This window comes from Micromonospora chalcea (assembly GCF_028768405.1).
GTDB lineage: Bacteria > Actinomycetota > Actinomycetes > Mycobacteriales > Micromonosporaceae > Micromonospora > Micromonospora chalcea.
In genome coordinates, this window is the sequence record NZ_CP118233.1 from 1,181,416 (window position 1) to 1,199,017 (window position 17,602).

11 protein-coding genes are annotated in these 17,602 nt (G+C 66.6%); 7 read left to right on the forward strand and 4 right to left on the reverse strand.

Annotated features, from left to right (window positions below):
* The first annotated feature begins 10 nt into the window (after nucleotides 1-10).
* From PVK74_RS05525 to PVK74_RS05535, 3 genes are read left to right on the forward strand one after another with little or no spacing between them, the layout of a single operon-like run.
* Nucleotides 11-2,812, forward strand: a complete 2,802-nt coding sequence (locus PVK74_RS05525) for an SNF2-related protein (protein ID WP_274478375.1) — start codon at nucleotides 11-13, stop codon at nucleotides 2,810-2,812.
* Nucleotides 2,809-7,719: a class I SAM-dependent DNA methyltransferase gene (locus tag PVK74_RS05530; protein ID WP_210883121.1), complete on the forward strand. Its 4,911-nt coding sequence runs from the start codon at nucleotides 2,809-2,811 to the stop codon at nucleotides 7,717-7,719. Before PVK74_RS05525 ends, PVK74_RS05530 begins: the two co-directional genes overlap by 4 nt.
* Nucleotides 7,720-7,748: 29 nt before the next feature.
* Complete coding sequence (locus PVK74_RS05535) at nucleotides 7,749-8,192, forward strand: hypothetical protein (protein WP_210883119.1); 444 nt, start codon at nucleotides 7,749-7,751, stop codon at nucleotides 8,190-8,192.
* Between the two features lie 62 nt (nucleotides 8,193-8,254).
* Here the strand turns inward: PVK74_RS05535 and PVK74_RS05540 are convergent, their stop codons facing one another.
* A complete protein-coding gene (locus PVK74_RS05540; protein WP_210883117.1) occupies nucleotides 8,255-8,452 on the reverse strand; it encodes a DUF397 domain-containing protein in 198 nt (65 codons plus the stop codon).
* Complete coding sequence (locus PVK74_RS05545) at nucleotides 8,445-9,326, reverse strand: helix-turn-helix domain-containing protein (protein ID WP_210883109.1); 882 nt, start codon at nucleotides 9,324-9,326, stop codon at nucleotides 8,445-8,447. The genes PVK74_RS05540 and PVK74_RS05545 overlap by 8 nt, the downstream gene beginning before the upstream one ends.
* Nucleotides 9,327-9,809: 483 nt before the next feature.
* Between PVK74_RS05545 and PVK74_RS05550 the strand changes: the two genes are divergently transcribed.
* From PVK74_RS05550 to PVK74_RS05560, 3 genes are all read left to right on the forward strand, one after another.
* Nucleotides 9,810-10,097 (forward strand): DivIVA domain-containing protein, encoded by a 288-nt coding sequence (locus tag PVK74_RS05550; protein WP_210883106.1) that lies wholly within the window; start codon nucleotides 9,810-9,812, stop codon nucleotides 10,095-10,097.
* Nucleotides 10,094-10,345 (forward strand): hypothetical protein, encoded by a 252-nt coding sequence (locus PVK74_RS05555; protein ID WP_123111931.1) that lies wholly within the window; start codon nucleotides 10,094-10,096, stop codon nucleotides 10,343-10,345. Before PVK74_RS05550 ends, PVK74_RS05555 begins: the two co-directional genes overlap by 4 nt.
* A 456-nt stretch (nucleotides 10,346-10,801) precedes the next feature.
* A complete protein-coding gene (locus tag PVK74_RS05560) occupies nucleotides 10,802-11,392 on the forward strand; it encodes a hypothetical protein (RefSeq protein ID WP_210883105.1) in 591 nt (196 codons plus the stop codon).
* 18 nt (nucleotides 11,393-11,410) lie between these two features.
* On the opposite strand, the gene PVK74_RS05565 is transcribed toward PVK74_RS05560, so the two are convergent.
* A complete protein-coding gene (locus tag PVK74_RS05565; protein ID WP_274478379.1) occupies nucleotides 11,411-12,097 on the reverse strand; it encodes a hypothetical protein in 687 nt (228 codons plus the stop codon).
* 1,490 nt (nucleotides 12,098-13,587) lie between these two features.
* Nucleotides 13,588-15,000, reverse strand: coding sequence for a hypothetical protein (locus tag PVK74_RS05570; RefSeq protein ID WP_209961794.1), 1,413 nt, complete (start codon nucleotides 14,998-15,000; stop codon nucleotides 13,588-13,590).
* Between the two features lie 378 nt (nucleotides 15,001-15,378).
* Here PVK74_RS05570 and PVK74_RS05575 point away from each other — a divergent pair, with 378 nt between their 5' ends.
* The gene (locus PVK74_RS05575; RefSeq protein WP_069089725.1) at nucleotides 15,379-17,451 is read left to right on the forward strand and encodes a GmrSD restriction endonuclease domain-containing protein; all 2,073 of its coding nucleotides are present in this window, start codon (nucleotides 15,379-15,381) and stop codon (nucleotides 17,449-17,451) included.
* Nucleotides 17,452-17,602: the final 151 nt, after the last annotated feature.

Sequence of the window (17,602 nt, forward strand, 5' to 3'; positions counted from 1 at the left end):
GGCTCCACCGATGACCACCTCCCAGGACGCCACCTTCGCCCCGGGCTCCCGCATCGTCGTCCGGGACGAGGAGTGGCTCGTCCGAGGCGTCAAGACCGGCACCGCCGACGGCACCATGATCAAGGCGGTCGGAGTGTCGGAATTCGTCCAGGACGTCGAGGCGACATTCTTCACCGGCCTCGAGGACATCACACCGCTGGTTCCCGAGCAGACGGAACTCGTCGTGGACACCTCGTCGCGGTTCCGGCAGAGCCGGCTGTTCCTGGAGGCCGTGCTGCGACGTACGCCACTGCCGCGCACCGAACGCGGCCTCGCCCTCGCCGACCGGTTCCTGCTCGATCCGCTCACCTACCAGCAGCGCCCGGTCGAACTGGCCCTGTCCGGCCTGCGCCCGCGCATCCTGCTCGCCGACGTGGTCGGCCTCGGCAAGACCCTGGAGATCGGGCTGATCCTCGCCGAGCTGATCCGCCGGGGCCGAGGTGACCGGATCCTGGTGGTGTCCCCGCAGCAGGTGCTGGAACAGTTCCAGCGCGAACTCTGGACCCGCTTCGCGATTCCCCTGGTGCGTCTCGACTCGACGGGAATCCAGCGCATCCAGCAGGAGATCCCGGCTGGCCGGAATCCGTTCACCTACTTCAGGCGGGCCATCATCTCCGTCGACACGCTCAAGGACGCCGGCCAGTTCGGCCACCACCTCGACGCCACCACCTGGGACGTCGTGGTCATCGACGAGTCGCACAACCTCATCAACAAGGGCACCAAGCGCAATGAGCTGGCCCGCCGGCTCGCCGCGAAGACCGACGCGCTGCTGCTCGCCAGCGCCACTCCGCACAACGGTGACAAGGAGTCGTTCGCGCAGCTCATCTCGCTGCTCGACCCGGCCGCGATCGCGAACGAGAAGCAGTACGAGGCAAAGGACATCGCCCACCTTTACCTCCGTCGTACGAAGGTCAGCCCGGAGGTGCGGGACCAGATCGGCGACCGCTGGGCCGACCGTGGTCCGTCCCAGGCGGTGTACTGCACGGCCGGCGCGATCGAGGAGCAGATCTTCGACGAGCTGACCGACGTGTGGCTGGCCGGCAAGTTGAGCGACGAGGCAGTCACCGGGCAGCACCGGCTCTTCCCGTACACGTTGTTGAAGTCTTTCCTCTCCTCGCACCGGGCGCTGCACGAGACGGTGACCAACCGGCGCAAGAAGGCCACTGGCGCCGAGCGCGCGGCGCTGGACCGGCTCGCGGAGCTGACTTCGGCGATGACCGACCACGACTCCAGCAAGCTCGTAAAGCTTGTCGAGGAGTTGAAGAAGATCGGCGTGGGCAGGGGCAGCGACACCAGGGCGGTGGTGTTCTCCGAGCGCGTTCCCACCATCAAGTGGCTGGCCGAGACGGTCCCGGGCATGCTCGGCCTCAAGCCGAACGCCGTGCGGGTGCTGCACGGCGGCGTCGCCGACCAGGACGAACAGCGCATCCTCCAGGAGTTCGAGCTGGCCGGCAGCGAGGTGCGGCTGCTGTTCACCGGCGACGTCGCCTCCGAGGGCGTCAACCTGCATCAGCAGTGCCATCACCTGATCCACTACGACATCCCTTGGAGCCTGATCCGGATCGAGCAGCGCAACGGCCGCATCGACAGGTACGGGCAGAAGCACCAGCCGCAGTTCCGGGCGCTCATCCTCACCTCGGAGCGGGACGACGCCAAGGACGACCGGACGGTCTCCGAGAAGCTGCTCGACCGGGAAGCGGTGGCCCATCGCAGCCTGGGCAGCGTCGAAGCCGCAACTGGTCTCTACGACGCCAAGGCCGAGGAGGACCGGCTGGTCCGCGACCTGCTGGCCGGCAAGAGCGTCGACGAGTCCTACGAGGCGGCCCACGCCGAGATCGACGTGATGGCCGACCTCTTCGGAGATGTCGGCACCGCCCCCGTCATGACGGACGTTGCCGTGGCCCGGGTGCCGAAGCTCTTCGACTCCACCGAGGACTTCGTCGACGCGGCACTGCGGGAGATCTACGAGGACCGGCCCGAGGACCACATCGACCTGCGCCGGGAGGACGAGTTGCTCACGTTCCTCGCCCCCGACGACCTGGTGCACCGGCTCACCGACCTGCCCCGCTCCTACCTGCGCGCCCACCGTGAGGGCGAGGACCTTCGGCTGAAGGTCACCTTCGACCGCACACTCGCCCAGCGCAAGCTCGACCAGGCCCGGCAGAGCAAGACCCCGATGTGGCCGGAGATCGCCTTCCTCAGCGACGTCCACCCGATGGTCGACTGGCTTGTCGACAAGGTGCTCATCCGGCTCGGCCGCCAGCAGGCCCCGGTGTTAACCGCCGACGTGACCAAGCCGACCTACCTGATCCAGGGCGTCTACGCCAACCGCCTCGGCCAGCCCACAGTGGTGCAGTGGATGGCCGTCTCCGGCCTGCCCGCCGCGCCAGAGATCCGGCCGATGGACGAGGTGCTGCGCGAGGCCAACGTCGGCCCGGCCATGGTCAACCGCGCGGAGGCCCTGGCGCTCGACCCGTTCCGTCAGCTCCTGCCGCAGGCCGTCGCGGCAGCCCGCCGGCACCTTGAGGCCGAACGCGCCGAGTGGGACGCGGCGAACGCCGAACCGTTGGAGCACTACCGGCGGCGGCTGCAGACCTTCGAGCAGGCCAGCATCTTCGACGAACTGCCCGCCTCGCACCGTGCGAAGCGCCGTGAGCGGGCGCGGAACACCGTCGCCGAGCAGCACGATCTGCTCGACCGTCTGGAAACCGCTGGTGATCCGTTGCTGCGGGTCCTCGCCGTCCTCGTCCCGTCCCCGGAGAGTGCCGCATGAGCTTCGAAGCGCTGACCAACCGCGGCGAGTACCTTTCCGCCCACTACCTCGCCGAGATCCTGCCCACCACCCTGAAGGGTGGCCTGCTCAAGCAGTGGGCCGAGCGGGAGAAGGCGGGCGACCAGACGCCGCGCACCGGGCTGCGGGGCCTGCGCCGCCCCTACTTCGACGCGAAGACGGAGCTGGCCGACGACGACTTCTTCGACCCCGAGCGGCTGCGCAAGCTGCATCAGGAGCTGCTGAAAGCGCTCGGCTTCGAGCCGCAGCCGCAGACCATCACCGTCGAGCGCGCCGGCCAGGAGCATCAGATCACTGTCGCGCACGCGGAACTCACCTCCGCGCACGGCATCGTCGCGCTCGACTGCGGCTGGGCCGTCGACGCCGAGGCCGCGCAAGACCCGGACGACGCCGGCCGCCTGCTCGCCCCGGTCACCCTGAGCGGCACCGAGACGATTGACACCGGTGCGAAGCTCGCGTCGTGGCTCTTCGCCGCCGACGACCCGAAACCCCGGTACGTCCTGATCCTCAGCGGCGGCGTGGTGACCCTCGCCGACCGCACCGCCTGGGGTGAGGGCCGCTACCTGGCCGTCAGCCTGGACACCGCCTACGCCCGCAACGACGACCGGGAGTACGACGTCGTCGCCGCGCTGTTCGGCGCCGACTCGCTGCGCCCGCCCGCCGAGGGCGGCACCGAACCCCTCGCCGACCTGGTCGCCGGCTCCCGCCAGCACGCTGTCGGCGTCTCCGGTGAACTCCGCGAAGGTCTCAAGGTCTCCGTCGAACTCATCGCCAACGAGGTGCTCGACCGCATCCGGCAGGCCGGCTACCAGCCGCAGGACGTGATGGAGCTCGACGAACTGGCCAGGGCACTCGGGCGGGAGGCGTTGCGCTACCTCTACCGGATCCTGTTCCTGCTCTACGCCGAAGCCCGGCCCGAACTGGGCGTCCTGCCGGTCAACGACCGCGAGTACGTCGAGGGCTACAGCCTGGCCCGCATTGGCGACCTCGTCTCCCGCAAGCTCGCCCCCTCGGCCGAGGGCGGCTTCCACCTGTACGAGTCGCTCGACCTGCTGTTCCGTATGGTCAACGACGGCCACCGGCCGCGTGCCGGTGCAGAGGTCGACGACAAGGCCAGCGAGGGCGAGGGCCTGCGCTTCGAGCCGATGAAGTCGGACCTGTTCCTGCGGGAGAAGACCAAGCTCATCGGCCGACTCCTTGCGCCGGACAGCGACGACGAGGACGACCCGGACGCGGCGACCATCGACACGCGGCTACGTAACAAGGTCCTCTACCAGGTGCTGCGTCGGCTGATGCTCACCAAGGGCGCGAAGAGGCGCCGGGGTGGCTTCATCTCGTACGCCCAGCTCGGCATCAACCAGCTCGGTGCCGTGTACGAGGGCCTGATGTCCTACACCGGTTTCGTCGCCACCGAGCAGCTCTACGAGGTCGCCAAGAACGGCGACCCGAAGGACGGCTCGTGGATGATCCCCGCCTCCAAGGCCGACGAGTACGACGACAACGTCTTCGTCTACAAGGAGGACCCGTACACGGGCGTACGGAGCCGGGTCAGCTACGCCCCCGGCGCATTCGTCTACCGTCTCGCCGGCCGGGACCGGCAGACCAGCGCCTCCTACTACACCCCGCAGTCGCTGACCGAGGTCACCGTCCAGCTCGCCCTGAAGTACCGCCTCGACCAGGACGGCACGGTCACGCCGGCGCGGGAGCTGCTGGACTGGACGATCTGCGAGCCGGCGCTCGGCTCCGGCGCGTTCCTCAACGAGGCGATCAACCAGGTCGCCGCCGAATACCTGCGCCGCCGCGCCCGCGAGCTGAAGGTCGACCTGGACCCGGAGCAGTACCACCTCGAACTCCAGCGGGTGAAGGCGTACATCGCGCTGCACAACAGCTACGGCGTCGACCTCAACCGCACCGCCGTCGAGCTGGCCGAAGTCTCACTCTGGCTGAACGTCATGCACGCCGGCCTCCAGGCGCCCTGGTTCGGTCTGCACCTGCAACGCGGCAACTCGCTCATCGGCTGCGGACGCAAGGCCTACGAACCGAAGCAGCTCGCCGACAAGTCCTGGCTCACCACCGCCCCGGCGGAGAAGCCGTTCCGGGACGGACCGATCGACGAGGGCGCCATCCACCACTTCCTGCTCCCCGCCGACGGCTGGGGTGCGGTCGCGGGGGAGAAGGAGGCCCGCGAGCTGGCGCCGGCCGAGACCGCCAAGCTCAAAGCCTGGCGTACGGCGATGAAGCGCGTGCCGTCCGCCAAGGGGAAGAACTCGCAGGTCAAACGCTTGCAGGCGCTGGCCCGGCGGGTCGAGTTCCTGTGGGGGCTGGTGCAGCAGCGGCTCGCCATCTCCGAGCGGGAGATCCGCCGCGACATCGAAATCTGGGGAGCGGACGACCTCCCGCCGGTGACCGAGGCGGTGGCCCGGGACAAGATCCTCGCCGACCTGACCGCTCCGGGCACGCCGTACTGGCGGCTCAAAACGCTGATGGACGCCTGGTGCGCGCTGTGGTTCTGGCCCCTGGACAAGGTCGGCCTGCTCGACGGCTCGGACCCTGCGGCCTACCCGGCCGAGTCCGTCCAGGTGTCGCACGTCAAGGACGTTCCGGAGTACGAGGAACAGGTGGTCTACGAGACGCCGGACATCTTCGGCAACGTGGAGCCGCGGCAGATGACGCTGCCGACCAAGGCGACCGGCACCCGGCGGATGACCGTGGCCGAACAGCTCCGCAAGCAGGTCCCGCTGACCAACCTGGACGACTGGCTGACGTTCGCGGAGGCGCTGGTCGGGCGCAGCGACGTGGACGAGAACACCGAACGCTTCTACGGCCGCAAGCTCGACAGCCTAACCGAGATGAGCGAGCTTGAGCAGAAGCTCGACGGGGTGATCGGTGTCGACTCCCCGTGGATGCTGGCCGACCGATTCCCGTGGCTGCTGGCCGCCGAGCGGATCGCCGAGCAGCAGGGCTTCTTCCACTGGGAGTTGACGTTCGCCCAGGCGTTCGCCAAGGGCGGCTTCGACCTCCAGGTGGGAAACCCCCCTTGGGTCCGACCTATTTGGCAGGAAGACGTCGTACTCGGTGACCGTGACCCGTGGTTCTCGCTCGTGGGCAGGCAAAACACGGAGGAGTGGCAGCTGCGGAAGACCGAGTTGCTTCGCAGCGGTCGGGAACGACGTGACCACTTGCGGGAATTCAGTGCCACCGTTGGACGTGCAGGCACGCTCGGTGCCGCTGCTATTTATCCGCTCCTAACCGGAACGCAGCCGGATCTGTATCGGGCCTTTATGTGTCAGACGTGGCGCAATATCACTCAATCAGGTGTGAGTGGTCTTATACACCCCGATACTCATTTTTCTGGTGCCAGGGAAGGGCGCCTCCGTGCTGCGGCATATGCGCATCTGCGCTTGCATGGTCACTTTTCGAACCGCAGAGGAGTATTTCCTGAGGTTCACGCCAACACCGAGTTCGGGATTCACATCTACGGCCGATCGAGTCCAGTAAATTTCACGCATGTAAGTTGGCTGTTCGATCCTGGAACCCTTTCCGCGTCCTTGGTGCACGATGGAGAAGGTGAGGCGCCCGGCATCAAGCACAATGGTCGGTGGGAGCTCCGTCCTCATCGGCGCCGCCTAGTTCAGGTTACTAAGTGCCTGCTTGATCAATGGCAGCAACTGTCTAGTGCTGAGGTTCCAAGCCTCGAAGCGAGTCTGCTCTATCCGGTCACGCTGGATGAACAAGGTGCTATCTCCGCCCTAGCTAAAGTGAAGCACCGGCTTGGGGAGCGGCGGCTGCAGGTGAGCTCTGGTTACCATGAGGCGAACAGCAAGGCCGACGGCCTAATTCGTTGGCGAACAGGCGAACCCGACACCATTGAGGAAGTTATTCTGCAGGGCCCTCATCTGGGTATTGCAAATCCCTTCAATAAGGAGCCGAATTACCCCTGCAGGACAAATCGAGACTGGTCCTCGCGAAGCCTTTTGTTGCTGCCCGAGTCGGCAATACATCGTACCAACTACGTCCGGTCGTGCGAACGCGATCGGTACTTGCGGTCGCAATCGCAGTGGAATGGGCGACCGTTTAGTGCACGTTATCGGTTAGCGTGGCGTAAGATGATCGCTTTCGATACTGAGAGGAGCCTCTTTGCGGCGCTAATTCCGCCTGGGCCAGCTCATGTTCATGCTGTCTACTCGCTCGCGCTTGAAACGGATCGCGAGACTGCCCTGGCGGCTGGGTTTTTCTCGGCGCTACCACTCGATTACCTGCTGCGTATTACCGGTCGTTCTGATTTGCAGGTTGCGGAGGCGCAGCGAATGCCTGCGGCAGACGTAAGTCACCCCCTCGCGGCGCCTCTTCTCCTCCGAGTGCTTCGCCTGAACTGTCTCACAAGAGCCTACGCTGCTCTCTGGTCGGGACTGTTCGTTGATTCGTGGCAGAAGGAAGCGTGGGCGGTGGGGTGGCAGGGGTTCGCGCCGCTGGGCGATGTCGACGCTAGCTGGCATTGGTCGAGTCCACTTCGTGCCGAGCGGGAGCGACGGGCCGCACTGGTGGAGATAGATGCCCTTGTAGCGGCCTGGCTCGGCATCTCAGCGGATCAGCTCGTTGCGGTCTATCGAGCTCGGTACCCGATCCTGAGAGATTACGAGGAGGCTACGTGGTTTGATGCCCTCGGACGGAAGATCGCGCGTAGCCACAACTCATATGGCTTCGGTCAGACGAAGGAGCACCACGAGCAGTTGATTGCGTACCTCGAGAACCCGGAGCGGAATCCGGTGCCTGAGGGGTACACGGCACCCTTCTACAAAGCGGATCGGGAGAACGAGTACCGGCAGGCGCACGCCGTGTTCAGTAAGCGGCTTCAGGATGCGATCGACGCAGGCTGGCAATCGTCGTAGCCCGACACCTCACCCCCGTAGGAGAACAGATGGCTCCGAGCAACCATCAGAAGCACCAAGCTGGGCGGCACCTCGCAGTGGCCGAAGCCCTGTTGCAGGGCTATTCGGCGAGCCTTGAGGGTCCGCAGACGTTCGTCAAGATCAACGGCAGGCGGGCGGCGGTTCAGGTCGCTGCCCAGGGCGCATGGATGATTGCAGACGTGTACAAGGCTACGGCTGCCTCGATTGACTTCTACGTGCTGGTAGATGTGACCGATGGGCGGCGGAACTTCTACGTCGTGCCCGGAGACGACCTGCGCAGTGGCATCGATGAGCGGCACCAGGAGTTCATGTCGAGAGTCGGCGGCGTACGCCCGCGTAACCCTGACAGTCGCCACACGGCGATCTACCCAGCCCAGGTGGAGGCGTGGCGGAACCGCTGGTCGCTGTTTGACCGGGCGGCCCAGCATGCGGGTGGAGACGCAAGCGCCTGAGCAACAGCGCGACGGGAGCGCCTCCGGCAACTCTGCCAGTTGCGCTCCCGTCTGACAGTGGTTCAGTGCCTGATCTTGGCAGCCCGGACGAAGCTGACCCAGGCGTCAGGCGAGAAGCTGAGGACAGGCCCGGCCGGGTCCTTGCTGTCGCGTACGGCGACGACGCCGGACAGGTTGTCGGCGATCTCGACGCAGTTTCCGTTGTTGTCGCCGCTGCGGGTGCTCTTGCGCCAGTGTGCGCCGAGCAGGTCGTCAGCCATGATGGACCTCTTCCTTGATCTTGCCGATCATCCTTCTTGATTGTTCCTCATCGAGCGAGAGGCTGACGAGGCTTGCCCAGACCTTCTCGTAGACCGCGAACTCTTCCGGCCTGTCGAGGTAGAGCGCACCGGTCACTGACTCGCTGTAGACGACGGACGGATCAGGGACGATTCGGTTGCCGAGTGGGAAGTCGAGCATGACGAAGGCGCCGGCCAGCGCACCATAATGGGCACCCGCCGACAGAGGGAGAACGCGGATCGACACGTTCGGCAGGGTCGTGCGTTCAAGGAGACGGTCGAGTTGCTCGGCCATGACTGCGGGGCTACCGACGCATCGAAGCAGCACCGCTTCCGACAAGACCCACTCAAGCTGCGGTGCCTTTGGGAGTCGCCGAACCAGGATCTCCTGACGCCGTCGGCGGACTTCCAAGACCTCCTCCAGTTCCTCGGGCGGCATGTTTGGGCGGTTCTGGTAGACGCCTCGCGTGTAGCCCGGAGTCTGGAGAAGCCCAGGGACCAGGGTGTCGTCATGTTCGCGGAGGCGGGCGGCGGCGGATTCGAGGCCGACGTACAGCTCGAACCAGTCGGGGATGGCGTCGCCGTACGAGTGCCACCAGCCCTTGGCCTTGGTCTCGTTGGCGAGGGCGACGAGGGCGGTGGTCAGCTCGGGGGTGGCGGCGTACAGCTCGCACATGGCCTTGACGTCGACGGCGCGGGTGGGGCCGAGGCCGGTCTCGATGCGCCACATCTTCTGGCGGCTGCACTGCATGGCCTCGGCCGCGCCGTCGAGGGTCATGCGGGCTTCGGTGCGCAGGTCGCGTAGCGCTCGCCCGAGCTGTCTCCTGGGGACTGTCGAGCCCATGTCGTCGGCCATCGGCCACCCCTTTCCGTGTTGCGTTTTGTTACATCCGTACGCCATCGGTGAAACGTGGAACGATTAGCTGAGAAGTGCTTGTCTTGCGCTTCGTGCTGACGAAGCGACTCACGCGTCTGACCATACAAGACGCCCCCGACAACAGCCATCACCGCGCAATTCCCACGGGCGGCTGACTCTTCCGTTGCGCAACACTGCCAGGCCTTCCCGTGGAACGTCTCGCGGCTGCGGAAAAGAAAATCGGCGCAGACCGGGGAAAGTGTGGCCGCAAATGTTGCTCATTCACGGGGAACTGTCCCAGGATGGCCAGTGCGGCGGCCGAGAAACCCCCGGATCGGCCGCCGCACTCTCCAGGCAACCCCTCGCCGGCCAGCCCGGATGCCGTACCCGCTGAGCGAAGCTGCGGCGTTCGGGCGGGGTGGGTCCGCCCGTGCGGGGAGGGCGGGTGGACCCACCCATCCACGACCAGGAAGGCAGGCACCGATGAGCGTCCGCAACCAGAGGCCGTTCCCCGAGGGCGCCGGGACGACGTACCGCTCCCGCGCGTACCCCGGCCTGCTGCCGTGGCAGGTGCGTGAGCGCCGCTTCCCGCCCGCCCGGCTCGGGCGCCGCGGCCTCAACCCTGATGAGGTGTACGCCTTCCTCGACCGGGTCGCCGTCGACATGGCTGCCGTCTACGACGCGCTGGCGCAGAGCCGGCGGGAGACGCTGCGGATCAAGGTCGCGCTGCGTCGGTGGCAGTCCGAGCAGGCCGAGGGTGGTCGGCGGTGAGCGGGCGGTACGTGATCCACCTGCCCGTTGTCGCCGCCGACCTGCCGGCCGCTCAGCGCCTGGCCCGGGTCGTCGGCCGGTGGATCACCGTGCTGCCGATGATGGACCCGGGGGAGATGACCGTCTCGGAGGAGGACGAGCAGTTCCTGCGGCACCGGGTCTTCTGCGATCTGCGGATGCCGGGCGGGCGGCGCTGCGTGCTCCGCGACGGCCACGACGGCGAGTGCTCCCGCCGCCTGCGCCGCTGACCTGCAAAGGTAACGCGACTGTGTCGTGAAAATTGAGCAGCCATGAAGGCACGAGAAGCCAAGCCGCCGCCGCAACGCCTATCCGCTGACATGACTATTCTTCGCAACCGCGACCGCAACACAATTGCGACACCTGACCCTGCAAGACCACGTCGCGCTAGTCGCGCTCGTGCAATTCCCATGCCGGGGCCGTGAAGACGACGTACTTCCGAAAACCGCGAATGCGCACCCGTATATTTTCTGACAGTCATTCCGGCCGGGCGTGGTGATGATTGTCAGATGCCGAAGTGCCGCGCGCGGTGCCAGGACAACACCCTCTGCAAGAACCGTGTACGGATCGCGGGGATTCGTTGCCACAAGCACCCCGGGATGCCGGAGGCGGGCCCACGGCATCCCAAAGAGAGGAAGACTCGGGGTAGTGCCCGCGCGTCACACCCGAGGCGGCGGGTCACCGGCATGAGCGCAGCGCCCCGAGGAGTCGGCGGCGGTGCCAGGCAACGTCGCGAGCAGGAGCGGGTCCAGAAGGCCGCCGACTTCTGCGCCTCCGTCCTCACCGACGGGTGGGTCGAGGTCGTGTCGGACCGCGCCACGGATTACGTGACCGAGGAGACCTGGAAGCGACTCTTCAGCCGCCGACGGCGGAGGCGGTGCAAGCTGCTGGCACGCATGGCCGGGGCGATCCTGGCGGGCAAGAAGAAGCTGCACGACCTGGTCGGAGCGGTCGCCGCTTGGCTCGCCTCACTTCTGGGCGGCGACCGGGTCGTGCAGTCGTTCGCCCGCGAACTCGCGTCCCGCATCCCGCTGCCCCCGGACGCCAAGATGGTCGCTACGGCCCGCGGGCTCCAGGTGGCCGGGGTGCTGTTGTGCGTGGTGAACGGGGACGACCTGACGAGATGCCAGTGCTTCATCGATCTCGCGCTTGAGGAAGCCAAGACTCAGGTCAAGAAGATCCTCGTCGCCGCGCTGGAGGACTGGACCGACCTGGCGCAGTTTCCGGCCAAGCCCTCCGTTGCCGAGCGAGGCGCGTACGGGACGGCCGGTGGCTGACGGCAGCGCGTACCCCCGTTATGGCCACGACGGCGGGGGCGGGCCGAACGCGCGGCGGCTGGCCTTCACCGCGAGGGTGGCCATAGCGGCGTTGGCGCCGCCACCGATCAACGCGCCGATCCCGAACGGCGCCACCCGCCCGAGAACGATGATTCCCTGCTTGGTTCCGTACTTCGTGATGAAGTTCTTGCCCAGGATCTTGTTGATCTGCCGCAACGTCTCCAGCGGCACCTTCGCGACGACCTGGCGGCCCCAGTGTTGCCCGGTGCGCTCCGCAACCTTGGTGATGGTGGCGGAGCCGGATCCACCGAGCATGATGCCCATGACGATGGTGCGGCGGCGTTCGATTTCGTCGATGCCGACTCCATGGACTTCGGCGATCGAGAGCGCGAAGAGGGCGCTCAGTTCGAGGGCGGAGAGCACCTCGCCGGCCGACAGCGCCAGGGCGATGCCCGTTCCGACGCCGGGCGCGGCAGCAGCGCCACCGACCGCGGCGCCCGTACCGGTCAACGCGCTGACGTACATCCGCTCCAGGTTGCGGATCACCTCTTCAGGTGTCGCCTCCGGGTTCCGCTGGCGGGCCCGGGCGATGTTCTTGCGTACCAGCGGGCTCTGGACGGCGATGGCCTTGTCCAACAGGTCGAGGACCCGCTGCCCGGGTACGGCTGCTTCCGAAACCGATCCGTCGGGGGCATCCGAGGTCATGCCGGGAACTCCTTGGGGTCGAGGCGCGTGGGGGTGGGCGGTCTGAGCCACGTCGCGCTCGGCCGCAGTGGGTCAGGCTACGCGGGCGCACGTGGCCGCCGATAGATCAGAAGCGTCCGTCCACTCGGTACGAAAGGCCACTCGGCGACCACGTCATGTTCATCCGCTCCCACCGATGTCACCTTGACCCCATCGGTCGTCGCGCCGGGCCGCTGTATCGGCTCGGCGCAACGGTTCGGCGGCTGATCTGAACGGTTGGCGTTGTCAGGAACAACGGCACGACCCGAGTGGTGAAGGCACGACGCCACACGCAAAGCAGGCGTCGGGGCGCGGAGTCCGCACGGTCCGAAGCGGGGGCGGAACCTGGATCCTTCGGGGTGGTGGCGTGGGCGCGGGTGGGCTCGGGGGGAGAGACTTCCGAACGGCTTTGACCTGCCTTTCGGTGGCCTTCGGCCAGCCAGACGCTCTGACCTCCTGGGTCAACCTCCTGGTGTTTAGGCCAGGGCGGCTCACCAGGACGGCACGGACCACATCTGCCAGGGTGCGTCGCTCGCGACGGCTGGATGTGTCGGTCTTCGCCGGCTTTCGGGTGGCGGTAGGGGGAGAGACCGCATCGATGGTTCCTCGGGCCTTCGTCTTCGGCGGAAAGTTGGTAGGCGGGTGGATCACCGTGACGGTTCCGCCGTCCATCGTTCTCGTCTTCGCCGGCTTCGGGTTCGCGCTCGGCGGGGTGGTCGCCGTCGTGGCCCCACGTGACTGCGAGCTCGGCCGGGCCGGGTGCGCACGCAGCGCCTTGCGTACCTGTTCTTCGGAAACGTCGAGCCAGCCGCGCTGCCGGAGGTGCCGGACGAGCGTCTTGTCCTTGATGCCGGGCATCCGGCGCTGGAGCTCGCGGGCGGCATCCGCCAAACCGCGTTGGGTGGGCACTGTGCCACGAAGGCCGCCCCGCGAGGTGGAGGCGGAACGGCGCGAAGGGCGGACAGCCGCCGGCCGCTCCGACGGCTTCAACCGGTCGAGCCAGGAGTCGGGAGTGCGGTCAGGCCGGTCGTCATTGTCCCAGTCACGCCGGAAGTCGGCCGAATCGCGGCCCTCCGCGTTGGCATACCAGTCGCCGATGGTGCGCCGCATGACCACGGTGGCCTCCGATGTCGTCGGGTGCGTGACCACGTATGTGAGGCTGTCGACACTATGGCGGACGTGCTGCGGCGGGAATTCACCGAACGTTCTGGCCGGCTGACGAACGGCTCCTTCGTTCGTACGGCGATCTGACTGATCCGCGTGATTGGTCGATCACGATCAACGGGCGTCAACCTTTTGCGTACGGTTGTAGGTTGTTCCGCATCTCGGATGCTGGCTTTGCGCGCCGGTGAAGTGGTCTCAACGAGATGTGGGTAGAAGGTGTATGGCATCGGGCGGCCGGGACGGACATCGCGAAATGACCTACCCGCGGTTTAGCACGAAACCGGTTCGTCGGGGGGCGGCCGCCCTGATCAGTGCCTCTCTGCGCGTCGCACGGCGAGGACCGTGCCATCGCGGCCGACCGACAGCACCCCGCCGTTCAGCGGGGTTCGCGCCCACTGGCGAAAGGTTTGCGGTGCGGCGCGGAAATACGCGCCGAGCTGACCGTCCGCGAGCTGCCGGTAGAGGCTGCTCTCCACACCGCGGAAGACCTCCAGAATCTCGCCGTCCGGCAGGGGTGCTCGGTAGCGGGTGCCCTCCGCTCGCAGACCGTTGGGCAGCCGGAGCGTACGCGCAGTGCTCGACGCCCACGGCAGGTCGATCTTGAACAACGTCTGCTGGCCGAGATCGGGCTGTTCGTCACGCTGACGAGGTGTCGCGTACGCACGCGCGGTGCCGTTGTCCCCGGCAAAGAGGAGTGCCGTCGCCGCTGCGGCGCGGGTCAGGATCTGGGTGAACCAGCCACGCCGGTCAGCGGGAATGTCGAACACGTCGGGGCGACCGGGGGGCAGATCCTCAGCAGGGGAGACGTCCGAAGCCTCGGCCCGGAGATCGGCGTCGGCCGGCACCTCCCAGGTGCGGCCCTCGTCGGGCGGTGCGGGTTGCGGCCTCCAGTCCTGGTCGCCGGGTGCACCACCCAGCAGCTCGTCCAGCTCGTCGTCCGCGCCCGACCACAGCTCGTCGTCCCCCGGCGGGTCAAGCACGTACGAGGTGATCCGTGTCCGGGACAGGTAGGAGGCCACCATGAGTGACGGCTGGCTGCGCCCGCCCACCCGCAGCGCGTTCACCTGGACGGCCGCGCGGGCGAGCTGTCCGTGCGCGAAGCCCGGGGACTGGTGGGTGCCCTTGCACTCCAGCACGACGATCTTCATGCCGTTGCGTCGGCCGGAGCGGTGGTGCCCCAGCAGGATGTAGTCCGGTCGTTTCGTGGTCCTCGGCATGGTGGCGACCTCGCCCACGCCGTCGAGGAAGCCGGCCTTCAACGCGACCTCCGCGTCGACGGCGTGGAAGTCCCAGCGCGGATGCTGCCGTCGCAGCACCTCCTTCGCCACTACCAGGGCCAAGCCGATGCCCAACTGCTCCGACTGGGCCACCTTGTGGTGATGAACGACGTTGCCAGCATGCTGGGACAACGCGAGATGACCATCGCGTACGTCCAGCGTCGCGCAGTAGCGCACATGAGCCCAGTGTCGGGCCACCTGCGCCAGCGGCGACGCGGTCAGGAGCGTGGTGGCCACGCCCAGTTCGTGCAGCACCTGTGCCGGACTGGTGCGAATCGCGGCACCGATGCGGATCGGTATCGGCGGTTTGCCGTAGCGGTAGGCATCGTTGTCCCGGGCGCGTTCCTTGGCGTACGCGAGCACGTCGCTGACGAGTTGCTCGGAGGACTCGGCCGCGAGCGTCGACTCGGCACCGAGAGAGCGCACCAGTGATTCGATCTTCACGCTTACCCCCAGGGTGAGGCACAGCGTTCGTCTCGGACACCCAGGGTTGCCGATCAAGTGCTCACTGTCAATGTGGTCGGCCTGCCGCGCGGAGGGTTCCCGTTGAGTCCGGGCATCCCTGGGCGATGGCAGCCGACGTCAGGAGCAACGGCACGATCCCAGCTGGAAGGGTGCCAAAGCTGCAGGCGAGGCAGGCGTCGGGACGCTACGGAGGGGGAAGCGGCTACCCGTATCGGCGCTCGTGGCGATTTCGGCGACGAGGTCGAACAGCCGATATTCCTACAGTCTCATTGACACCATCCGGAATGGACCGGTAGCAGTACTGGGCACGGCTTCCGCGCCCGCGCGGCTGAGCTGCATCGTCCCCGGGGAGATTACTTGAAGGCGAACGAGACGACCGTCCGAAACCTGCTGCAAGGCGAGAAGCAGTATGTCGTACCGCTCTACCAGCGCCGCTACAGCTGGAAGCGCAAAGATCTCGCACAGGTTTGGGCTGACGTGATGCGGGTGACGGAGGTGAGTGACAACGCCACACACTTCCTCGGTTCGGTGGTCCTCGCGCCGAGTCCGGCTAACACGCCGACCGGCGTGCAGAGCTGGCTCGTCGTGGACGGGCAACAACGGTTGACGACACTGAGTATTCTGCTGTGTGCGATTCGGGATCACGTTCAAGAGTCCGATGCGCAGCTAGCGGCCAAGATCGACGACATGTACCTGTTCAACAAGTATGCGTCGGGGATGGAGCGATACACGCTTCTACCCACGAAGGCCGACCGAGCGGCGTGGTTGGCGCTCGTGGAAAGGGACCCTGGTGCTGGTGGTGAGGATCGGATCGGCGAGGCCTATCGCTTTTTTCGGGCCGCGCTCGTCCAAGCCGACGACCCGGACGATGACCATGATCTGATTCGGATCGAGCAGGCGGTAGCGGCGAGGTTGAGCCTCGTGGAAATCGCCGCGCACCCGGATGACAACGTCCACCGCATCTTCGAGTCACTCAACTACACCGGCCAGCCGCTAACCCAGGCAGACCTGCTGCGAAACTACCTCTTCATGCGCCTGCCCGCTCGGGGTGACCACGTCTACGAACGGCATTGGCTGCCGCTTCAGGAGTTGCTCACGGATAAGCAGCTTGAGGACCTGGTCTGGCTGGACCTGGTGCTCCGTGGGGACGACCGCGCCACCCAGGAGGCGATTTACCAGTCGCAGCAGCTGCGCCTCGGCCAATTGTCCGGTGAGGCTGCGATCGAGGAGTGGATCATCGATCTCCACCACAAAGCGCGCCTGTTCCGCAAGATTCTGAAGCCGGGCGAAGTCGCAGATCCGATCCTGCGGCGGGCGTTGGACCGGCTCGACCGCTGGGGTGCGGCAGTGGTCCACCCCATCGCTCTCTATGTCCTGCTGGCGCACGAGGCGCGCCGCCTCAGCTCGGCCGAAGCCGCTGATGCACTACGGGTCGTCGAGAGCTACCTGGTCCGTCGCATGATCGCGGGCATCGCCAGTGCCAACACCAATCGAATCTTGATGTCGCTGGTCAAGGACCTGGGAGAACAGGTCCCCTCGGCCAAAGCGATCACGCGGGCGCTTTCAGGGGTCCGGAAGAAGTTCCCCACCGACCAGTACATCCGCGAAGCCGTGCTGGTGAACAGCTTCTACTGGCTGGGGCGCGGTCCGCAGCGCAGCTACGTGCTGCGCTGCATTGAGGAGGACTTCGAGCACAAGGAGCCCATCAACTTCGACACCGCGAAGGTCACCATCGAGCACGTGTTGCCGCAGTCCCTGACGGACGAGTGGCGGGAGATGCTGGCTCCCGACCTGGAGGCCGACGAGACGGTCGAGGAACTACACAGCTCTCTGGTGCACACTCTCGGGAATCTCAGCCTGACCGCGTACAACCCCAAGCTGGCCAACGACGGATTCGAGGCCAAGAAGAAGATCCTCCGCGACAGCGGACTCGCGATGAATCGTGAAATCGCTGACTCGCCCCGGTGGGGTCGAACGGAGATCCTCGCGCGTGGCCGAGCCCTCGCTGACCGAGTCCTGCTCATTTGGCCGGGCCCCGACGAATCGGCCGCGGTGACTCCACCCAGCCCACGCTGGTCCCTGATGAACCAGGCGCTTGCCAGCATTCCTGCCGGCCGCTGGACCAGCTACTCGGACATCGCGGAGGTGATCGGCGTATTCCACCGCGCGGTTGCCGGACGCCTCGCCAGTGTCCAGGTTCCGAACGCCCATCGAGTCTTGAAGATCGACGGCGCCATCTCGGCAGACTTCCGCTGGCCCGACCCTCAACGCCGAGACGACCCACGGACCGTGTTGGAGGCCGAGGGTGTGCGCTTCGACCATGCGGGTCGGGCGGCAGCTGACCAGCGGATGACCGCCACCGAACTAGCACGCGAGGTTGGTCTCGACACCAGCGAAGACGGGGAAGGCGAGGAGCCGGCAGCCGCATAACGAGCCTGCCCGCGCGTCGAGGTGATCGATGCTGGCGGGCAGGAATGCGAAGATGCGCTCCCGACTACTGCCTGTCGCGAATCTGACTTGTGCGTGGTTCAGCCCATCCGGCAGGTCAGAGCCCGGTAAGGGGTGAAGTAGCATGCGGCGG